At 40.9% G+C, this 18,587-nt stretch carries 17 protein-coding genes; 9 read left to right on the forward strand and 8 right to left on the reverse strand.

The features are described from left to right. Positions 1-10 precede the first annotated feature (10 nt). From AM592_RS15590 to AM592_RS15610, 5 genes are all read left to right on the forward strand, one after another. A complete protein-coding gene (locus AM592_RS15590; protein WP_053604659.1) occupies positions 11-1,108 on the forward strand; it encodes a branched-chain amino acid aminotransferase in 1,098 nt (365 codons plus the stop codon). A gap of 169 nt (positions 1,109-1,277) precedes the next feature. Further along, complete coding sequence (gene fosM, locus AM592_RS15595; protein WP_053604660.1) at positions 1,278-1,697, forward strand: FosM family fosfomycin resistance protein; 420 nt, start codon at positions 1,278-1,280, stop codon at positions 1,695-1,697. Between the two features lie 66 nt (positions 1,698-1,763). Then, positions 1,764-2,018, forward strand: a complete 255-nt coding sequence (locus AM592_RS15600) for a hypothetical protein (RefSeq protein WP_053604661.1) — start codon at positions 1,764-1,766, stop codon at positions 2,016-2,018. A 259-nt stretch (positions 2,019-2,277) separates the two neighbouring features. Beyond that, entirely contained in the window at positions 2,278-3,756 is a 1,479-nt protein-coding gene (locus AM592_RS15605) for an NCS1 family nucleobase:cation symporter-1 (protein WP_053604662.1), read from the forward strand. Positions 3,757-3,908: 152 nt separating this feature from the next. Next, the gene (locus tag AM592_RS15610) at positions 3,909-6,494 is read left to right on the forward strand and encodes a YfhO family protein (protein WP_053604663.1); all 2,586 of its coding nucleotides are present in this window, start codon (positions 3,909-3,911) and stop codon (positions 6,492-6,494) included. Positions 6,495-6,511: 17 nt separating this feature from the next. On the opposite strand, the gene AM592_RS15615 is transcribed toward AM592_RS15610, so the two are convergent. The 3 genes from AM592_RS15615 to AM592_RS15620 all read right to left on the reverse strand — a co-directional run bounded on the left by AM592_RS15615 (position 6,512) and on the right by AM592_RS15620 (position 9,163). Beyond that, positions 6,512-8,230: an ABC transporter ATP-binding protein gene (locus tag AM592_RS15615; RefSeq protein WP_053604664.1), complete on the reverse strand. Its 1,719-nt coding sequence runs from the start codon at positions 8,228-8,230 to the stop codon at positions 6,512-6,514. A 100-nt stretch (positions 8,231-8,330) separates the two neighbouring features. Next, positions 8,331-8,441: a hypothetical protein gene (locus AM592_RS24725; protein WP_225970243.1), complete on the reverse strand. Its 111-nt coding sequence runs from the start codon at positions 8,439-8,441 to the stop codon at positions 8,331-8,333. 122 nt (positions 8,442-8,563) lie between these two features. Further along, entirely contained in the window at positions 8,564-9,163 is a 600-nt protein-coding gene (locus AM592_RS15620; RefSeq protein WP_053604665.1) for a DNA-3-methyladenine glycosylase, read from the reverse strand. 208 nt (positions 9,164-9,371) lie between these two features. On the opposite strand from AM592_RS15620, the gene AM592_RS15625 reads away from it, so the two are divergent. Next, entirely contained in the window at positions 9,372-9,845 is a 474-nt protein-coding gene (locus tag AM592_RS15625; RefSeq protein ID WP_053604666.1) for a GNAT family N-acetyltransferase, read from the forward strand. Positions 9,846-9,960: 115 nt separating this feature from the next. Here the strand turns inward: AM592_RS15625 and AM592_RS15630 are convergent, their stop codons facing one another. The 5 genes from AM592_RS15630 to AM592_RS15650 form a co-directional block, all read right to left on the reverse strand. Then, positions 9,961-10,161, reverse strand: coding sequence for a hypothetical protein (locus AM592_RS15630; RefSeq protein ID WP_053604667.1), 201 nt, complete (start codon positions 10,159-10,161; stop codon positions 9,961-9,963). After that, on the reverse strand, positions 10,158-10,481 hold the full coding sequence (locus AM592_RS15635; RefSeq protein WP_053604668.1) for a DUF5345 family protein: 324 nt from the start codon (positions 10,479-10,481) through the stop codon (positions 10,158-10,160). Before AM592_RS15635 ends, AM592_RS15630 begins: the two co-directional genes overlap by 4 nt. Beyond that, a complete protein-coding gene (gene sigY, locus AM592_RS15640) occupies positions 10,481-11,011 on the reverse strand; it encodes an RNA polymerase sigma factor SigY (protein ID WP_053604669.1) in 531 nt (176 codons plus the stop codon). The genes AM592_RS15635 and sigY overlap by 1 nt, the downstream gene beginning before the upstream one ends. Positions 11,012-11,140: 129 nt before the next feature. Continuing rightward, on the reverse strand, positions 11,141-12,103 hold the full coding sequence (locus tag AM592_RS15645) for an L-lactate dehydrogenase (RefSeq protein WP_053604670.1): 963 nt from the start codon (positions 12,101-12,103) through the stop codon (positions 11,141-11,143). A 315-nt stretch (positions 12,104-12,418) separates the two neighbouring features. Next, positions 12,419-13,981: a PTS sugar transporter gene (locus AM592_RS15650; protein WP_053604671.1), complete on the reverse strand. Its 1,563-nt coding sequence runs from the start codon at positions 13,979-13,981 to the stop codon at positions 12,419-12,421. A gap of 210 nt (positions 13,982-14,191) precedes the next feature. Here AM592_RS15650 and AM592_RS15655 point away from each other — a divergent pair, with 210 nt between their 5' ends. Genes AM592_RS15655 through AM592_RS15665 form a run of 3 tightly spaced genes read left to right on the forward strand, consistent with a single transcriptional unit; the run spans position 14,192 to position 18,587 of the window. Beyond that, positions 14,192-15,499, forward strand: coding sequence for a helix-turn-helix domain-containing protein (locus AM592_RS15655; protein ID WP_053604672.1), 1,308 nt, complete (start codon positions 14,192-14,194; stop codon positions 15,497-15,499). 16 nt (positions 15,500-15,515) lie between these two features. Further along, the gene (locus AM592_RS15660; RefSeq protein ID WP_053604673.1) at positions 15,516-16,976 is read left to right on the forward strand and encodes a M81 family metallopeptidase; all 1,461 of its coding nucleotides are present in this window, start codon (positions 15,516-15,518) and stop codon (positions 16,974-16,976) included. 30 nt (positions 16,977-17,006) lie between these two features. Continuing rightward, complete coding sequence (locus AM592_RS15665; protein WP_053604674.1) at positions 17,007-18,587, forward strand: N-acyl-D-amino-acid deacylase family protein; 1,581 nt, start codon at positions 17,007-17,009, stop codon at positions 18,585-18,587.

Raw genomic sequence — 18,587 nt, forward strand, 5'->3', positions numbered from 1 at the left:
TTTTCTTATTATGGAAAAAAGTTCAATCAGCATTCAGCTCACCTCATCTAAAAAACCAAAGCCTCAATCTGACGAGCTGGCGTTTGGCAGAGTTTTTACTGACCATATGTTTGTCATGGATTATTCTGTTGAAGAAAATTGGCACAGCCCCAGAATCGTACCTTATCAAGCAATCGCCATGGAACCGGCAGCGATGGTTTACCACTATGGGCAAACCGTGTTTGAAGGCCTAAAAGCATATTTGACAAAAGAAGGAAAGGTTCTTTTGTTCAGACCTGAAAAAAATATGGAACGCCTAAACAAATCAAATGACAGGCTCTGTATTCCACGTGTGGATGAAGAGTTTGTTTTAGAGGCATTGAAGCAGCTTATTACTGTTGATAAAGAATGGATTCCAGAAAAAGAAGGAACATCGCTGTATATTCGCCCGTTCATCATTTCAACTGAATCCTATCTTGGTGTAGCTCCTTCAAAAACCTATAAACTGATCATTATTCTTTCTCCAGTTGGATCTTACTATAAAGAAGGAATTGCTCCAGTGAAAATCGCAGTAGAAAGCGAATTTGTACGTGCCGTAGCTGGAGGCACCGGTACTGCGAAAACAGCCGGAAACTACGCGTCAAGCTTGAAAGCACAAGAAGTAGCAGAAGCCAGCGGATTTTCCCAGGTGCTATGGCTTGACGGACTTGAGAAAAAATACATTGAAGAAGTCGGAAGCATGAATATCTTCTTTAAAATTAATGGTGAAATTATCACTCCAGCATTGAACGGCAGCATTCTTGAAGGGGTCACACGCAACTCTGTTCTTCAGCTATTGAAGCATTGGGGACTCCCTGTTACTGAGCGGAAAATTTCGGTCGAAGAAATTGCGGAAGCCCACAAAGAAGGCAAACTTGAAGAAGCATTCGGAACCGGAACAGCAGCTGTCATCTCACCTGTTGGAGAGCTTATCTGGAAAAACGAAAGCCTCGTAATCAATAACGGAGAAACCGGCCCAATTTCGAAAAAATTGTACAGCACGATTACAAGCATTCAACGAGGCGACCAGTCTGACGAATTCGGCTGGACCACAGAAGTCAGCACCGTTGAAAAAGAAAAAGTGAATTAATTGTAGAAAGAATGCCGATCCCATAGTCTGGATCGGCTTTTTTTCATTTGAATTCGGTTTTATTTGCGATGTTCTACATTTACTTGCGATCTTCCGACTTTATTTGCGATATAGTAATTTCTGCTATTACCCGTTTAACAAAATACCAACTTTATCAAAAGGAGCCCGCATGATAAAAGGAATCAATCATCTTCTGTTTTCTGTGTCCAATTTGGATCAGTCTATTGCATTTTATCAGAGCGTATTTGATGCCAAGCTATTGGTAAAAGGGAGAACAACAGCTTATTTTGACCTAAATGGGCTTTGGCTCGCACTTAATCTTGAGGAAAAGATTCCACGAAATGAGATTCACCAGTCATATACCCATCTCGCGTTTTCCATAGATGAACAGGATTTCAATTCGATGCTGAATAAGTTAAAGCAGTTGGAAGTCAATATCCTTCTAGGACGAGAACGGGACGTTAAGGATAAAAAATCAATCTACTTCACAGATCCGGACGGACATAAATTCGAATTTCATACCGGAACTCTTCAAAATCGTATGGAGTACTACAAAAAAGATAAGCCTCATATGGATTTTTTTGTTTAACTTGTTTTCCTACCAGCATAGTATGATAATCTAGATTTATACTCGCACCATATAAAGGAGACCTTTATGGAATTATCTTTAGGTTTTATAGTTTCTGTTGCAATAGCTGTCTTTCTAGCAATCGATGCCCCGAAGCATAACCGTAATCCATGGATATGGGGAATTTTAGGATTTTTCTTCAGTTTGATTACGTTAGGAGTTTACTTGCTGGTTACGAACAGAACAGCTGCGGGCTGCATTGTCCTCGCTGTCTCCCTTTTAGGAGGTCTCATAATTCTTTTTCTTATGATTATTGGAGTCCTCGTATTTTTCGCTATATAAAAAAGCACTCTGCTGCCTTTCTTCAGCAGGGTGTTTTTTTACTTTTTCAAGGCCTACTGAAAAAGGTTTCTTCAACATCACTGATTCCAGTATGCTCCACCTTTCCCCCTATTCGCAGATCCCCCAAATGCCCTTTTGTTTAATACATCAAAAAAAACTAAAAAATTTGTTCAAATTGACCAGTGTAATAATCAGACAATTCAATTATATTATATAACATTAGACGTTAAATAACCTTACATGGGAAAGGAGATTATATATGAGTCGCTGGTCAATTTTAAAAGATGGGGAGAAATCAAATTCTTTAAGCAATGAAGATTTACTTCCTATCAAACAAGAGGAACGAACATGGAAAGCTGTTAACTTTGCTTCCATTTGGATGGGCTGCATTCATAATATCCCAACATATGCAACAGTTGGCGGAATGATCGCGATCGGACTGTCTCCGTGGCAGGTGTTAGCTATTATTACAATCGCGTCCCTCATACTATACGCGGCACTTGCATTAAATGGACATGCTGGAGCAAAATACGGTGTACCGTTTCCAGTATTGATTCGTTCATCTTTCGGGGTATACGGCGCTAACATTCCGGCATTAATTCGCGGTTTTGTTGCAATCATGTGGTTCGGTATCCAAACATTTGCCGGGAGTACGGCAATCAACATTTTATTATTAAATATTTGGCCAGGCTGGGGTAACATTGGCGGAGAGTGGAATTTATTCGGGCTTCATTTATCCGGTCTCTTATCATTCGTATTTTTCTGGGCGATTCATTTATTAGTTTTAAATCATGGAATGGAATCGATTAAAAAATTCGAAGTATGGGCGGGACCTCTCGTCTATCTCGTCTTCGGCGGAATGGTATGGTGGGCGATCGATATCGCCGGCGGTTTAGGACCAATTTATGAGCAACCGGGAAAATTCCAAACCTTTGAAGAAGCATTTTGGCCGTTTGTCGGAGGAATAACTGGAATTATCGGGATTTGGGCTACACTGATTCTGAACATACCTGACTTTACCCGCTTTGCAAAATCACAAAAAGAGCAAATCAGAGGTCAATTTTACGGATTGCCAGGTACGTTTGCGTTATTTGCTTTCGCAAGTATCACTGTAACTTCTGGTTCACAAGTTGCATTTGGCGAACCAATATGGGATGTTGTTGATATTTTGGCGCAATTTGATAATCCGTTTGTTATTGCATTATCGGTTATTACCCTTTGTGTTGCTGCAATATCCGTTAACGTCGCAGCAAACATAGTTTCTCCAGCATATGACTTAGCAAATGCATTGCCTAAATTTATCAATTTTAAACGAGGCTGCTATATTACCGCAATGATCGCGTTGTTTACTGTTCCGTGGAAGCTGATGGAGAATGAAACAAGTGTGTTTTCATTTCTCGGATTAGTTGGAGGAATGCTGGGACCAGTCGCTGGCGTCATGATTGCAGATTACTTTATCATTAGAAAACGAGAGTTAAATGTCGACGAGTTATACAAAGTAGATGGGCAGTATACGTACTATAAAGGCTACAATTATCGTGCGTTCCTCGCTACTTTACTCGGTGCGTTTATATCATTAATTGGTTTCTATGTACCCGCATTTAAAGGCTTGTATGATATTTCTTGGTTTGTTGGTGTGTTTGTTTCATTTGTAGGGTATGTTGCATTGATGAGGCTTCACCCTCCAGAAAATGCTGCTGTCAGTACCGAATACGAACAAAAAGTTGCAAGCAAGTGATTCACTCATGGATCATATCAACATATTATTGAAAAATAACATTGTTAAAACATTGTTAAATTTTTGTAAATTTCTATTCTATTTTGCAGATACTCATACGAGTTTCTGCTATTTTTTATGTACAGCAATTTTTTCAGCTTAGGATGTGTACAATGAATCAAACAAAAAGATCTTTCTTACTTTCGATTTCTGTTTTTGCACTATTTGCTGTATTCATACATTTTTATTTCTTATTTTCAAGCCATTCTTACTTTACAGGGACTGGTGATTCCTTGCATCAGGGCGGGGCTTTTTTGCTTCTGTTATCAAAGATGTTTACAAGCGGCGACTTTTTTTGGTCGTGGCAATACGGCATCGGCGGGGATTTATTCGGGGAATTCGGCTATTATTATACAACTTCAATCTTTTTTTGGATCAGTTTGATCTTTAAGCAAACAAACCTTCAAGATGTATTTACGATAAAGCTGTGGATGAGCGTGTACAAATCATTTCTTTCCATGCTCTTCATGTATTTACTTTTAATAAAAGGAAACAGGAGCCAGGCTGCCGCCATCATATCCCCGCTTATATACGGCGGATCGATCATCTTTTTACGGCATTCCATGCTATGGGATTTCATGGCTGATGCGATCGTTTGGCTGCCGTTGGTCATTCTCGGTTATGAACGGCTTGCCCGGGATCGAAAGCCCTTACTTTTTGTCTTGGCTGCGGCTCTTATGATTTCTTCCAACTTTTATTTCGCTTTTATGTCTAGCGTCTTTTTGTTTTTGTATGCGATATTCACGTATCACCACCGCAAGCTGATATTGGTTGTTAGAGACATCCTTTATTTATCCGGTCATTACTTGTTGGCGCTTGGTCTTGCGGCCTTTGCATTTCTCCCTGCTGTTAATTCATTGTTTCACGCTGATCGAAGCTTCGGATCACCAAATGTTCCATTGTTTTTCACAAGCGATTATTACGTTTCTGCCTTGCATAAAACGTTTTTTATAGACGATCCGTATTACGTTCTTGGCCTGCCGATTGCTACTTTGTTTCTCATTGTTCTTTCCTTTTCACGACTTTCAATCGAGGGGAAAAGAATCACCGTTTTAGCTCTGTTTATGTACGGTCTGTATTTTATCCCTTTTAGTTTCTCTTTTTTCAATGGTCTATCAGACATGCAATCGAGATGGGTTTATCTGTTGGTTTTTACTGTCTCCCTTGCTGCTTCATATAGCTTTGATACGATCGTAAAATACCATCAGTCTATGAATCTTTTATTGGTCGGATTATGCGCTGCAGCACTCATTGGTACGATCCAGATGAAGCCAGCAATTATGAACGGAACGGCGATTTCCGGGTCGGATCGCTTACTATTGATCGGAACGCTGCTTGTGACAGCTGTCTTCTTTTCGATTCGATATTTAAAGACAACATGGGTTAGCCTTCTGCTATGTTTACTTATTGCAGGCAATATCCTGATGATTGATTATTTTTATTCTAAAACCACCTTAGCCGGCCATTACGGACAAAATAACATTACATCTTCCTACTTTGACTCACAGGATTTAGAGAATAAAGAAGCAGCTGAAGCTATCCGCCAGATCCAAGCAAATGACCCAGGCTTCTACAGAATTATGAGTGAGGCTGGAGCAAAAAACACACCAATGATTCAGGACTTTAATGGAACGAGCGCCTATCAAAGCATGATAAATAAGAAAGTGCACCGTTTTTTCAAAGAAGACTATTCAATCTTGCACTCGTCAAACAGCGTCAACATCTTTCGCAATTTTGATGACCGTTTTCATCTGCACAATGCGCTCGGAGTGAAATACATGATTTACGATAAGGATTACTCACCTATTCCGTTCGGTGCGAAGAAAATACGTGAGACCGAAAATCTAAGCATTTATGAAAATCCTTATGCACTGCCGATTGCTTATATGCAGTACAACTATGTGACGCAGCAAGAGTTTGATCAGCTTGCAACCCCTTACAGAGATTCACTGCTCGCAAAAGCTGCAGTTATCGATGAAAAACATACCGACGGCCTTCATCGCTATTCAGTAAAGGATCTTCCTGTCTCTAAGGTTTCTGTGAATGTATCTTATGAAAATATTGAGACACATGGCAATCGACTTACAGCCGACAAAAATGCCGCCATTCATATTCCAGTAAACAAAAGCGATTCTGCAGAAGAAACGATGGTTAAAATTAAAATAAACGAGGTAAACGGAAATTCCTTTGAGATCCGTGCAGGCGGCAAACAAACGATTCGAAATTCTGAAAGTAATATCTACACCTTCCCTGTGAAAGAGACTCTTTTTAACTTAGGGATGTATGACGAAGACGAAATTACCGTCCGTCTGTCTCCCGGCACCTATCAATTGGATCGGATTGAAGTATACCGTGTGCCGCCGGATGACCAGGAGACTCTCGAATTAAAAACTAAAGGGATGGAGAATGCAACTGTTACCGAAGGAAAAGTGAGTGGAACAATAGAGTCGACGCAAAAAGGAATTTTAACGACCTCTATCCCATTCAGCAACGGCTGGACCGTGCACGTAAATGGAGAGAAAATAGATCCTATTATCGTGAACAAAGCATTTATAGGTGTCCCTTTAGAAAAAGGATCCTATCAAATCGAAATGACGTATACAACACCTTATTTCTTTATTGGCCTATACATTTCAATTGCATCCTTGCTTTTGCTGATCGGATATCAAATAATGCTTACGAGAAAAAAACGAGGATGAAAGAGCATCCTCGTTTTTTATACTTTCTGAAATTGTATGTTATACAGGTCTGCAAATAGTCCGCCCTTTTTAATCAGTTCATCATGCCGTCCTTCTTCCAAAACTCCTTTTTCCGTAATGACCATGATGCGGTCAGCATTTCGGATTGTGGCGAGGCGGTGCGCAATTACAAGAGTCGTTCTGTTTTTTGAAAGCTCCGTCAGCGCTCGTTGAATGATCAGCTCTGATTCTGTATCGAGAGCTGAGGTCGCTTCGTCTAAAATTAAGATCGGCGGATTTTTCAGAAACATTCTGGCGATTGCGATTCTCTGTTTCTGGCCGCCTGATAGCTTCAATCCCTTTTGGCCGATTTGCGTATCGTATCCATTCGGCAAGGAAGCAATAAAGCTCTCAAGATGAGCCAATTTTGCCGCTTTTTCTATTTCATCGTTCGAGGCATTCAGGCTTCCGTAAGCAATATTTTCACGAAGGGTTCCGGTGAACAAAAAGACGTCCTGCTGAACGATTCCAATTTGTGAACGCAGCGACTCCTTTGTCATGTCTCTAATGTCTATTCCGTCAATTGTGATTTGACCGCCGTTAACATCATAAAAACGCGGAATCAGTGAGCTGATGGTTGTTTTTCCAGCTCCTGAAGGGCCGACAAACGCGATCGTCTCACCGACACGGATATTCATACTCAATCCGTTAAGCACTCGTTTGCTCTTGTCGTAGCCAAAGCTTACGTTGGCAAACTTAATATCCCCTTTTAACGAAGTAATTTCTATAGCGTCTTCGCGATTTTTCACATCTGGCTCTGAATCCATCAGCTCGATAAATCGTTTAAAGCCGGCCATTCCTTTCGGATAGAGCTCCATCAATGCACTGATTTTATCAATCGGCTTCAATAGCACATTCACGTAAAGGATAAACCCGACGAGCTCCCCGTAGCTCAAGTTTCCAGTATAGCTAAGCCAAGCTCCGTACACAAGGACAAGCAGCGTAATCAAGCGGGTCATAATGTAGATACCTGACAGCCCGATTGACATGGTTCGGTAGCCAAACAGCTTGGCCCGGCGGTAATTTTGATTATCCTTTACAAAACGGGTAACTTCATGTTTTTCATTCGTAAAGGATTGAACGACTCGTGCGCCAGACACACTGTCTTCCACTCGCGCATTGATGTCTGCGATATCGCTGTACATTTGTTTCCACGCCTTGTTCATTTTTAAATTACTGTAAATAATCAGCCAAATTAAAAACGGAACAACTAAAATGGAGGCTAACGCGAGCTGAACATTAATGCTCAACATGATACAAAAAGCGCCAATGAAGGTCATAATAGAAATAAACAGATCTTCCGGACCATGGTGGGCAAGCTCTCCGACGTCATTTAAATCATTGGTGATCCGGCTGATAATATGACCGGTCTTCGTATTATCAAAAAAACGAAAGGATTGCCGTTGGACATGGCTGAACAGTGCTTTTCGCATATCGGTCTCGATATTGATGCCGAGCTTGTGGCCTAAATAATTCACCACGTATTGAAGACCCGTACTTAGCAAATAAAGCAGCAGCAAACCAATGCTGACCCAAACAATGGCCGGCCAGTTTTCGCTTGGCAGAAGCTTGTCAATGAACCACTGAACCGTCAGCGGAAAAGCGAGCTCCAATAACGCAACGATAACGGCGCTGGTAAAATCGATAAAAAACAATTTTTTATGAGGGATATAATAAGTAAAAAAACGGCGGATCATGCTGCACTTCCTTTTTACAGAATATAATAGATCATATCATAATCTTGGAAGAATATGTTTTTAAATAAAAAAAACAGCTGAAGATTTTCAGCCGCTCTAGTTAATTAAAATTCGATCTTGTTTTCTTCTTTTTCCTCTCGTTGAGAATTTTTTTGACGACCGGATAAATAACCGGAGCCCACTTAATCACATTTCGGATGAATTTTTTCATTGATGACCGATCCTTTCCGTTCAAGGTAGTTTATCCCGAATTGTGCAGGATGAATTAGGGATACGTACTTCTTTTACTCTACCCTATCACTTTCATTTAAAAACCTGATACTAGTGTGCCATTTACCTTCTGGATACATACGTATTTCCAGTGATCCAATAGCGCCAAGGATAGTCGCGGGCTTCCCCCGTATTGTCGATGCCGATCCGAGGTCCGGAAGAGATATGGGTTGGTAGATAGCCTGCAGTAATATATACGGGCCACTCCGTGAAAAGTTTTCCGTAATCATCAGAAGTAATTCCAAGAGCCTTCGTCAGCTTTCCGGGCCCGTTTGTCCATTCTCGCGGTTGTCTCCCGGGCCTTCTAGTTTCCATCAAATCCAGTCCTTCATATGGTTCGACAGCACGGATTAAGATGGCTTCTGGTATATTAACGTCAGCAGAAACGACGTTGATAAGCGTATGGGTGTGCATCGTATACGTATAAACTCTTCCAGCTTCAGCAAACATCACTTCTGTCCGTTTTGTCCTCCGGTTGCCAAAGCTGTGTGCCGCACGATCATGGGGACCACGATAAGCTTCTGTTTCTACGATATATCCTGAACAAATACCTTCATCCGTTTCTTTTACTAGCAGACAGCCCAGCAGAGCCTTCGCCAGCTCCAATGTGGGCTTATTATAAAATTGTATCGGAAGAGGTTCATAGGCGGGTTTCTTACTCACAAATGGCACTCCTTTAATTGTTCTTTTTACCTGACTGCTATGCCCTGTGTCACAGATCATTATGTCCAATTTTCTCTTTTTTTTTGATAACCGTCTAATACTCTATTTTAACCCTTGTAGTGATAAACTTTCATTATCAACGAGAGACGTGGATAGCTGTTTAATTTCATCTCCCTATGTATTGATATTAAAAACGAGGAGGTTCATTATGCACATTCGTAACGTTCAATCTTCTGATTATTATATTATTTCCCCGTTAATCAACGATTGGTGGGGCGGCAGACAGATGTCTGATATGCTGCCAAAATTATTCTTCGATCATTTTCAGAATACTAGTTTTATCGCCGAAAAGAAAGGTGAAATCATCGGTTTCCTCATAGGGTTCTTGTCCCAATCGAGTCCCACAGAAGCCTACATTCACTTTGTCGGTGTTCATCCCGACTACCGAAAACAGCAAATCGGCAAGCAGTTATATGTTGAATTTTTTCGCGAAGTAAAGGAAAACGGCCGCTCAATCGTTCGCTGTATTACGTCACCAGTAAATAAGGCATCGATCGATTATCATACCAGGATGGGTTTTATAATTGAGAAAGGCGATAAAACGGTAGATGGAATTTCTGTCAAATCCAATTATGACGGACAAAATCACGATCGAGTGTTGTTTTTGAAGCAATTGGGGTAAAGTTCAAAATGATATCGGCGATTTTTTTATTTTATCGACGGAAATTCTAATATATCGATTATTCGACAAATTTCTTATAAAGAAAAACACCGGCAGCAGCTGCATGCCGGTATCCTTAGCTCTTTTTCCGGTAAGGGCGAACCACAAAAAAATAGTAAAAGATAGAAGGCCACGGAAATTGAATCAGTGCCCAAAGCCCCCAAAACCACGCATACGCCCCTTTTTTCTTCGCATCCAAAAACAGAAAAATGCTTTGTGTAAGTAAAATTGGCGCTACAAGCAGAATCGCAAGTATTACATGTTGATCATGTGTCAAAGCTTGGTCACCTCATCCTGCTTGCTCCTGCGTTTTTTTTCGGCTAGAAAAATGATCGGAATGAAAAAAAGCGCCAAGCCTTGAATCCATAGAAAAGCCGTTGTTACTTTCAAGCTAATTAATACGAGCATGGCAAGAACCAGAATCGCGGTGAGTAAAAATGCGACAATTTCACGTTTAAATGTTTTTTGTCGGCGGGCTTTATATTCTTGTAAGACATTCATCAGCTGATATTGCTCCGGAACCTCTACTTCCTGCATGTCTTCTAATTTGTTGAGCTCTGATTTAAATTGTTCTGTCCACTCTTTGCTTTCCTTCATTACGACCACTCCTTTCGAATCCGCTTCAACCCATGGTGAACACGGGTTTTTACCGTTCCTTCCTTCAGTCCGAGCATTTTCGCAATTTCCGGATAGGTAAAGCCGTAATAATGCCTCAGCAATATTGGCGTACGGACATCTGGATCGATTCCGGCAAACAACTCCAATATTTCCGTCCATTCCTCTCCATTAGCCGTTACCTTCCATTGTGCCTTTCGAATGACGTCTTCCTTTGCTTTTTCGTAACGTTTCTTCTCTCTTTTTTTCTTACGCTCTTGATCAATAAATAAGCGGGATGCGATAGAAATGAGCCAAGTAGAAAACTTTGAATTCACTTGAAAGCTTTGAAGGTGGACGTATGCCTTCAGCATAGTTTCCTGAATCAGATCCTCCGTCAGATCAGGCTGAAGGGTAAGCTTCATTACATATTTATATAAAAACATATAGTTGGATTGAAACAGCTTCGTAAAAGCCGAATCTTCCCCATTTTTTGCTCTCGCAACCAATTCTCTTTCTTCCGCCTGATCCAACCGGTGATACGCCCCCTTTTTGAGTATGCTCTACTTATATGACGAAAGATATCGGTTAATCGTTCATACAAAAAAACAAAGGAACCGATGTCCTTTGTCTATATTATCGTACCGCTATAAAAAATATCCTTAAGAAGTGACAGATTCAAAATGCGGGCTCAGAATTTCTTTCAAAACACGTGCACTATGCCGGAATTGTTCTTTTTCTTTCTCGTTTAAGTTCAATTCCATTACTTCTTTTACTCCTTCGCGATTGACGACAGCCGGTACACCAATATATATATTTTCTTCGCCATATTCCCCGTCAAGATAGGTGCTTACTGTTAATACACTGTTTTCATTAGATAGAATGGCCTTTGTAATTCTAGCCAAGCTCATCGCAACCCCATAATAGGTCGCGCCTTTTTTCTCAATGATTTCATAAGCCGCATTCTTTACTTTATCTACAATATTTTCTAAATCCGCTTGCTTATACTGCTCATGTCTCTCGAGTAAATCTCTGACAGGAATTCCGCCTACATAAGCGCTGCTCCATACCGGAAGCTCTGTATCTCCATGCTCACCGATAATTAAAGCATGCACATTTTGCGCGGCTGTGCCAAAGTATTCACTGAGCATAAAGCGGAATCTTGCTGTGTCCAGAGTTGTGCCGCTTCCGATCACTCTTTCTTTAGACATCCCGCTGAATTTCCATGTCGCATAAGTAAGGATATCAACAGGATTCGTAGCGACTAAAAAGATTCCGTCAAATCCGCTGGTCATTACCTCTGTTACAATACTTTTGAATATTTTCAAATTTTTATCGACTAATTCCAATCTTGTTTCACCAGGCTTCTGATTTGAACCGGCGCAAATGCATACGACATCGGCATCTTTGCAGTCTTCATAAGTTCCATACCACGTTTTTGTCGGATGTGGAGCGAATGCTTTTCCGTGGTTTAAATCAAGTGCGTCACCATACGCTTTGTCCTTATTCACGTCAATAATCACTAATTCGTCTGTAATTGCTTGGTTAATTAATGCAAAGGCGTAACTGCTGCCTACAAATCCAGCTCCAATTAATGCAACACGATTCACTTTTCTTCCTGCCATCATTCATCATTCCTTTTTGATGATTTGGTATGTGAAACATTTCACATTTATATTGTGCAATACTTCACAAACTTTTTCAAGTGTTTTCCGTCTATTTTTTTCAAGAAATAAACATTTTGTGAACACCCCTATGGTCGCAGGCGAAAAATTTCGATAAAGGACAGAAAAAAACGAAAAGTGGTCGCAATAATTTCAGCAACGGGCAGAAAAAACTTATGTAAGGTCACAAAAAACCCCGGTCAGGAAAGAAATCCAGTTAGCTACAAAAAAATGCTCCGGCAGAAACAGCAAGTCCCAACCGGAGCATGTATACTATTACGCTTTACTTTTCATCGAATACACTCGATTCACAACAAAAGTAATGACAAAAGCGGAAATTAGCGCAGCTGCCATCGCCAAAATCAAGCCTGTTACGTGATTGGTTAAAAGCGGCGCTGTAACTGAAGGAACGTAAGCTGTCGCACGGACTTGGAACAATCCGACGATCGCTCCACCGACTCCCCCGGATACTAGAGCTCCCGCAAAAACAAGCTTGTTGGAAAACATGAACGGATACGCAGATTCCACAAAGGTTCCAAATCCAACGTTAATCAAAAAGCCTGGAGCTGCCACTGCAGCTTCTCCCTTATCGCGCGGGCTGATAATATTGGCCAAGTTAATGCCTGCTGCCACCATGACTAAGCTAACCAAATCTACTGCTCCTAAAAAGCTGTTTCCCGTTTTCTCCATTTCAAGCAAAACGACGGGCAGAATCGCCGCATGATATATCCCGCCCAACATCGCCGGCCAAATAAGAAGCCCGGCCAGAAGCCCGGCCAGCAACGGATTGAAGGCGATCGCTTGCTCTATTACTTGTTTGATCAGATCCCCGGCAGCTAGAGCAACCGGGCCGATAAAGAAATAAACCAAGAGCCCCGATAGCAGCCCGGCAAACCCTCCTGCTGCGATGTTGACGGTTGTCATCGGAAACTTCCATTCCACGAATTTTCGAAACAAAAACTTAACCATAAGCCCGGCACAGATCCCGCCGATGATGCCTCCGATAATTCCCCCGTTCACAGAAAGAACCCCTGCGACTACGCCTGCTACGATCGAGACTTCATCCAGCTCGGAAACCTGCTTTGCAGCAATAACAGAAAGAATAACAGGCAATGCGCCGATCAAAGTTTCAAACACTTTGTCAAAAGCGGACAAGCCAGGAATTTGGCTTAAGGCCAAAATAATCGCCATCGCAATAAATCCCGGGAGCCCCGCCATCATGATTCCGCGAATATTGATATTTTTCAAGCCAGTACCCTTTGATGATCCATTCACTTGAGATGCATTTCCGAGAACAGGACGATAACTCAACCCCCAGTGCTTGCTTAACGAGGTGACAAAGGATACGGCTCTCGTTCGATTTGTCGTTCCAGTCGTACCTGATGTGGCAATAACCTTACCGCCTGATGAGCTAATAAGCGCCATTGACGTGCCTCCGGTCCCTACAATCGGAATTTGCTTCTCGCTTGCCGCCTTTATCGCAAGTGAATTAGCTCCCTTTGGATCAGCACTCATACAAATTAACGCGTCAATCGTTCCCGCCAGAATTTCTTGTTCTATTTTTCTATCAATAATGGATGCTTCGTGATTAACGTCATTCAGCGTTCCTTCCATTTGTTTTTCAACTTCCCAGAATTGATTCAGGTGCCAAAGCCCGGCTTTTGTCGCAGCTTTTGCTGAATCCATAGATTCTGCTGCTTCTACAAATTGCACAGCAGAAATCTCCAGCCCGGCTGCTTTACATTGCGATTCTATTTCTTGAAGGAGGAGTTTTGGCTGTTTCCCGCCCAAATTAAACAAGTTCCCTCCGCTGCTGCCAATGATTGCTACACGCTTCATGAAGTCTCTTTCCCTTCGTTCGATAGTTTCTATCATTTTAACATACTACCATGATAAAGCGAGAAAGAGTTTTTTGTTTTCTATTTTTATGAGGGTCAGTGTAAATAGATTTAAGGTCTATTTACGGACATTGATTTTAATTCCAGTACCCAGTTATTATTAAGCAAAGCAGAAAATTCAGAATTGATTAAAAATTAAGGAGATAAAACCATGCCTCTAACTATCTTGGTAATCGGTCCACAAGATACAGTCTCTCTTATTTTAAATATTGGACATACCTATCCTGAATTAACATTGATTCCCGCTTCATATACGACAGAAAAAGAGACATTAACGATTCTAGATAGGCATAAAAACAATGCCGATATCATTTTATTTGCAGGGCTCATCCCTTACCAGATAGTGAAACAGGAACTTAATGGATTCACAAAACCAATGGTTTATGTTCCTGTTACAGGTACCACATTATATCGGGTTCTTTTCAAAATGATTAATGAAACCGGACGTAATCTTATGAATAATACTCCTCGAATCAGCATTGACACACTAGAAAAAAATGATGTTCAAGAATCTCTTGATGAACTTGAAATTAACGTGGCTGAATTGTTTGTTAAAGACTTTAATATAAGAGAGGGAACTGAACAGCTCGTATACTTTCACTATAATCTCTGGATCAAACAAGCAATAGATGTTGCTATCACTTGCGTAAGATCTGTATATGACAGGTTAATAGAACTTGGTGTTCCTGCTTTTCAAGTCGTCCCAACCAGATCCTCCATTTATTCAAGCTTAGAACAAGTGCTTTTAGAAGGGAAAACCCTTGAACAGGCTAACACCCAACTCGCGATAGGCATTATAAGATTCAGCAATTTATCAGACCGGCTTACCGCTTACGATAAACAAAGAAAACGTGTTGTACTGCAAAATATTCTTATTGATTTTGGTGAAAAAGCTCAAGCGTTACTCGACTGGTCGAACCGTGAAGAGATGCGGTTCGTAACTACTAGAGGAGCCATGGAAGAGGCTACAAATCATTTCTCTCATATTAGTCTTCTAAATGACATTGCCGTCAAAACAGGGATTCAAGCATGTTTAGGTATTGGATTTGGCCGAACAGCAAACGAAGGAGAGATAAAAGCCAGAGAAGCTTTAAACAAAGCAAAATTAAATATGGGCAGTTGTTACGCTGCAGATATCGATGGAACGATCCATGGACCAATTGGAGAATTTTTTCATCTTGAATACTCGATTAGAAGTGATAACCCGCGAAAAGTTTCTCTGGCTAAAAAAGCAAGATTGAGCGTAGCAACTATTAATAAGCTTCTTTCTTATTGCAGCAGCATTGGGAACACAAGTATCACAGCGCTAGAATTATCAAACGGCCTCGGCATTACAGTAAGAAGTGCAAGAAGAATTCTATCTATTCTTGAAAAAAACGAACTCGCTAAAGTAGTAGGTGAGGAGCAGCCTATTAACCGAGGAAGACCCCGTCAATTGTACAGAATTAATTTAGCATAGAAAAGGAGGTGAGTTAATGAGGGTTGCTATTGGGCAGTTAGTACATGAAACAAACACATTTTCAACAATAAAAACTACAATAGAACTATTTAAGCTATGGGAGTGGGATATTGGAGCCGATCTTATAAAAAAGCACAAGGGTGTCAACGATTTTCTGGGTGGGATGATCGATAAAGGTGAAGAACTCAAAGTTGAACTCATACCAACTTTTAGTGCCTTTACTGTGCCATCTGGAATCATTACAAAAGAAACCTATCTTGCGGCAAAAGATAACTTGCTGAAATCGCTGGAAAAAGCAGGTCCGATTGATGCTGTATGTTTCTATTTGCATGGAGCAGGTGTAGCTGAGGAGACGGAGGATATAGAAGGAGACCTTGTAGCAGCCATTAGAGAACTAGTTGGAGAAAAGACTCCAATAGTCGTAAATTTAGACCTTCATGCAAACGTAACAGACAAAATGATAAAAGCTGCAAATCTTTATATCGGGAACAATTTATATCCCCATACAGATTCATATGAAAGAGGAATGGAAGCCATGGACCTTGCTTTTCAGCTTGTTCAAGGAACAGTAAAGGTGTCTGCTGCTTACAAAAAGCTTCCGTTAATGATCCCTACATCTACTACGTATCTATCTCCTGTAAAGGAATTAAATGACCTTTGCCGTACATTTGAAGACCTTCCTGATGTAATCGATTGTACATTTTACCATGGATTTCCATATTCAGATTTTGCTGAAAATGGCGCAAGTGTAATTGTTACAACCAATAACAATGTCGAGCTTGCTAGAAAACTTTGTGAGGAGATAGTTAAAAACATTTGGGAGGCAAGAGAACGTTTTTTCAAAACCTATTACAGTCCGAAAGAAGCTATTCAGTATGCCATGTCAAGGAATGATTTTCCGATTGTAATTAATGAAGCATCTGACAATCCTGGCGCCGGAACTTCTGGAGACGGAACATGTTTATTAAAGGCTATGCTGGAGGCAAATGTACCTGGAACTTGTTTTGGCTTTATTTATGATCCTGAAGCAGCATTTGCCGCACACAAAGCAGGGGCAGGCAGTACTATTTCTATTAAACTTGGTGGCAAAACCGATTCCTTTCATGGAAGCCCTCTCTCTGTTACAGCCTATGTAAAATGCTTGACAGATGGATCTTTTCACCAAACCTCTCCCATGTGGAAGGGCAGTAAAGTAAATCTTGGAAAGTCGGCTCGTTTACAAATTGGAAATGTCGATGTGATTGTCACCTCTATTCGCTCGCAAACATTTGACGATCAGGTGTTCTTGTTACATGGAATTGATGTAACTACCTATAAGGCTGTTGCCCTAAAATCAAGCCATCATTTCCGTGCAGCTTTTCAAACCATTGCCAAAGAAATCATTACCGTTGATTCGCCTGGTTTAAGCACCTCTGACTTGAGTACATTTCAGTTTAAAAACATTAAAGAATCTATCTATCCATTGCACTTAGCGTGAAATTTTGTAACCTGAGAAAGGAATGATATTTTGCTAGATACTGTAATAAAAAACGGCAGGGTAGTTGATGGAAGCGGCAATCCATGGTTTAAAGCAGATATTGGTATAAAAGGTGAAATCATTAAAAAAATCGGCGACCTTACAAGCATTGAATCAAGGAAGAGCATTGATGCAGGAGGAAATATTATTTCTCCCGGTTTTATTGATCCACACGTCCATTCAGATTTATTGTGCACTATTCCTGACATTCACAAAATAAAAGTATTGCAGGGTGTAACTACAGAGCTGTTTGGTCAGGATGGCATTTCGGTTGCCCCTGTTTCTGAAGTAACCAAGCCTATCTGGCAAAAGCAGTTGAGCGGACTTAATGGGGATATTGGTGATTGGAATTGGTTAAGTATTGATGAGTATTTATCATTTTTGGAAAACTCAGATATAATCGGCAACGCCGCCTACTTAGTGCCACACGGCGGAGTTCGTACGCTTGTGATGGGATTTGAGGGCAGAGAAGCTACACAAGAAGAATGCGTGAAAATGCGTGAGCTCGTGGAAAAAGGGATGAGACAAGGAGCAATTGGGATATCAACAGGTCTCGTTTATCCACCAAATGTTTTTTCAAATAAAGAAGAGCTGATTGAAATTTGTAAGGGTGCTGCTGCCTACAATGGATGCTTTGTGGTACATATTCGCAATGAAAGTATTCACTCACTGGAAGCTTTGGAGGAAGTCATTGATATATCAAGGCAATCTGGAGCCAGACTTCATGTCTCACACTTCAAAATAATTGGCCATAAGAATCGTGACAAGTTTTCAATGGCTCTTGAAAAAATGGAAATGGCAAGAAATGAAGGGATTGAGGTGACGTTTGACCAATATCCTTATTCTGCAGCCTCCACTGTTTTTCAAGCTATTCTTCCCCCTTGGGTCCATGCTGGAGGATCCCTAAAAATGCTAGAGAGGCTTAGAGATTCAGAAAATAGAAAACGAATTGAAGAAGATTTCGCAAGCAATACCACTTTTGAGAATTGGGTATTAAGCTGCGGATGGGAAAACATTGTCATTACCTCTGTTATGACAGATCAGAACAAACCGCTCGAAGGAAAAACGATGGTAGAAATCGCTAGATCCAGAGAGCAAAAACCCGCTGATGCCGCTTTTGATCTGTTGTTAGAGGAAAGGGGCAACGTTGCAATGACCATTCACTGGGGATATGAAGAAGACGTTGAACTGGGACTTCGCCACCCGCTACAATCGGTTGGGTCAGACGGGATATTCGGCGGGAAGCCCCACCCAAGATTATACGGAACATTTCCAAAAGTTTTAAGCGAATACGTCCGAAAGAAAAAGATTTTGACTATTGAACAAGCAGTTCGCAGGATGACTAGTGCTCCCGCTCAAATGATGCGTCTGAAAAACCGTGGGTTAATAAAAGAAAGTTATTTTGCTGATCTCGTCATCTTTGACCCAAATAAGATTGAGGATAAAGCGACTTTTGATCACCCTCTTCAACGTCCTATTGGAATTCACGATGTGTTTATCAATGGAGTTCATACCGTCTCACAAGGTAATTATACTGGCACAGCCGCAGGAAAAGTAATCAGGAGGGATTAA

Source organism: Bacillus gobiensis (genome assembly GCF_001278705.1).
Classification (GTDB): Bacteria; Bacillota; Bacilli; order Bacillales; family Bacillaceae; genus Bacillus; species Bacillus gobiensis.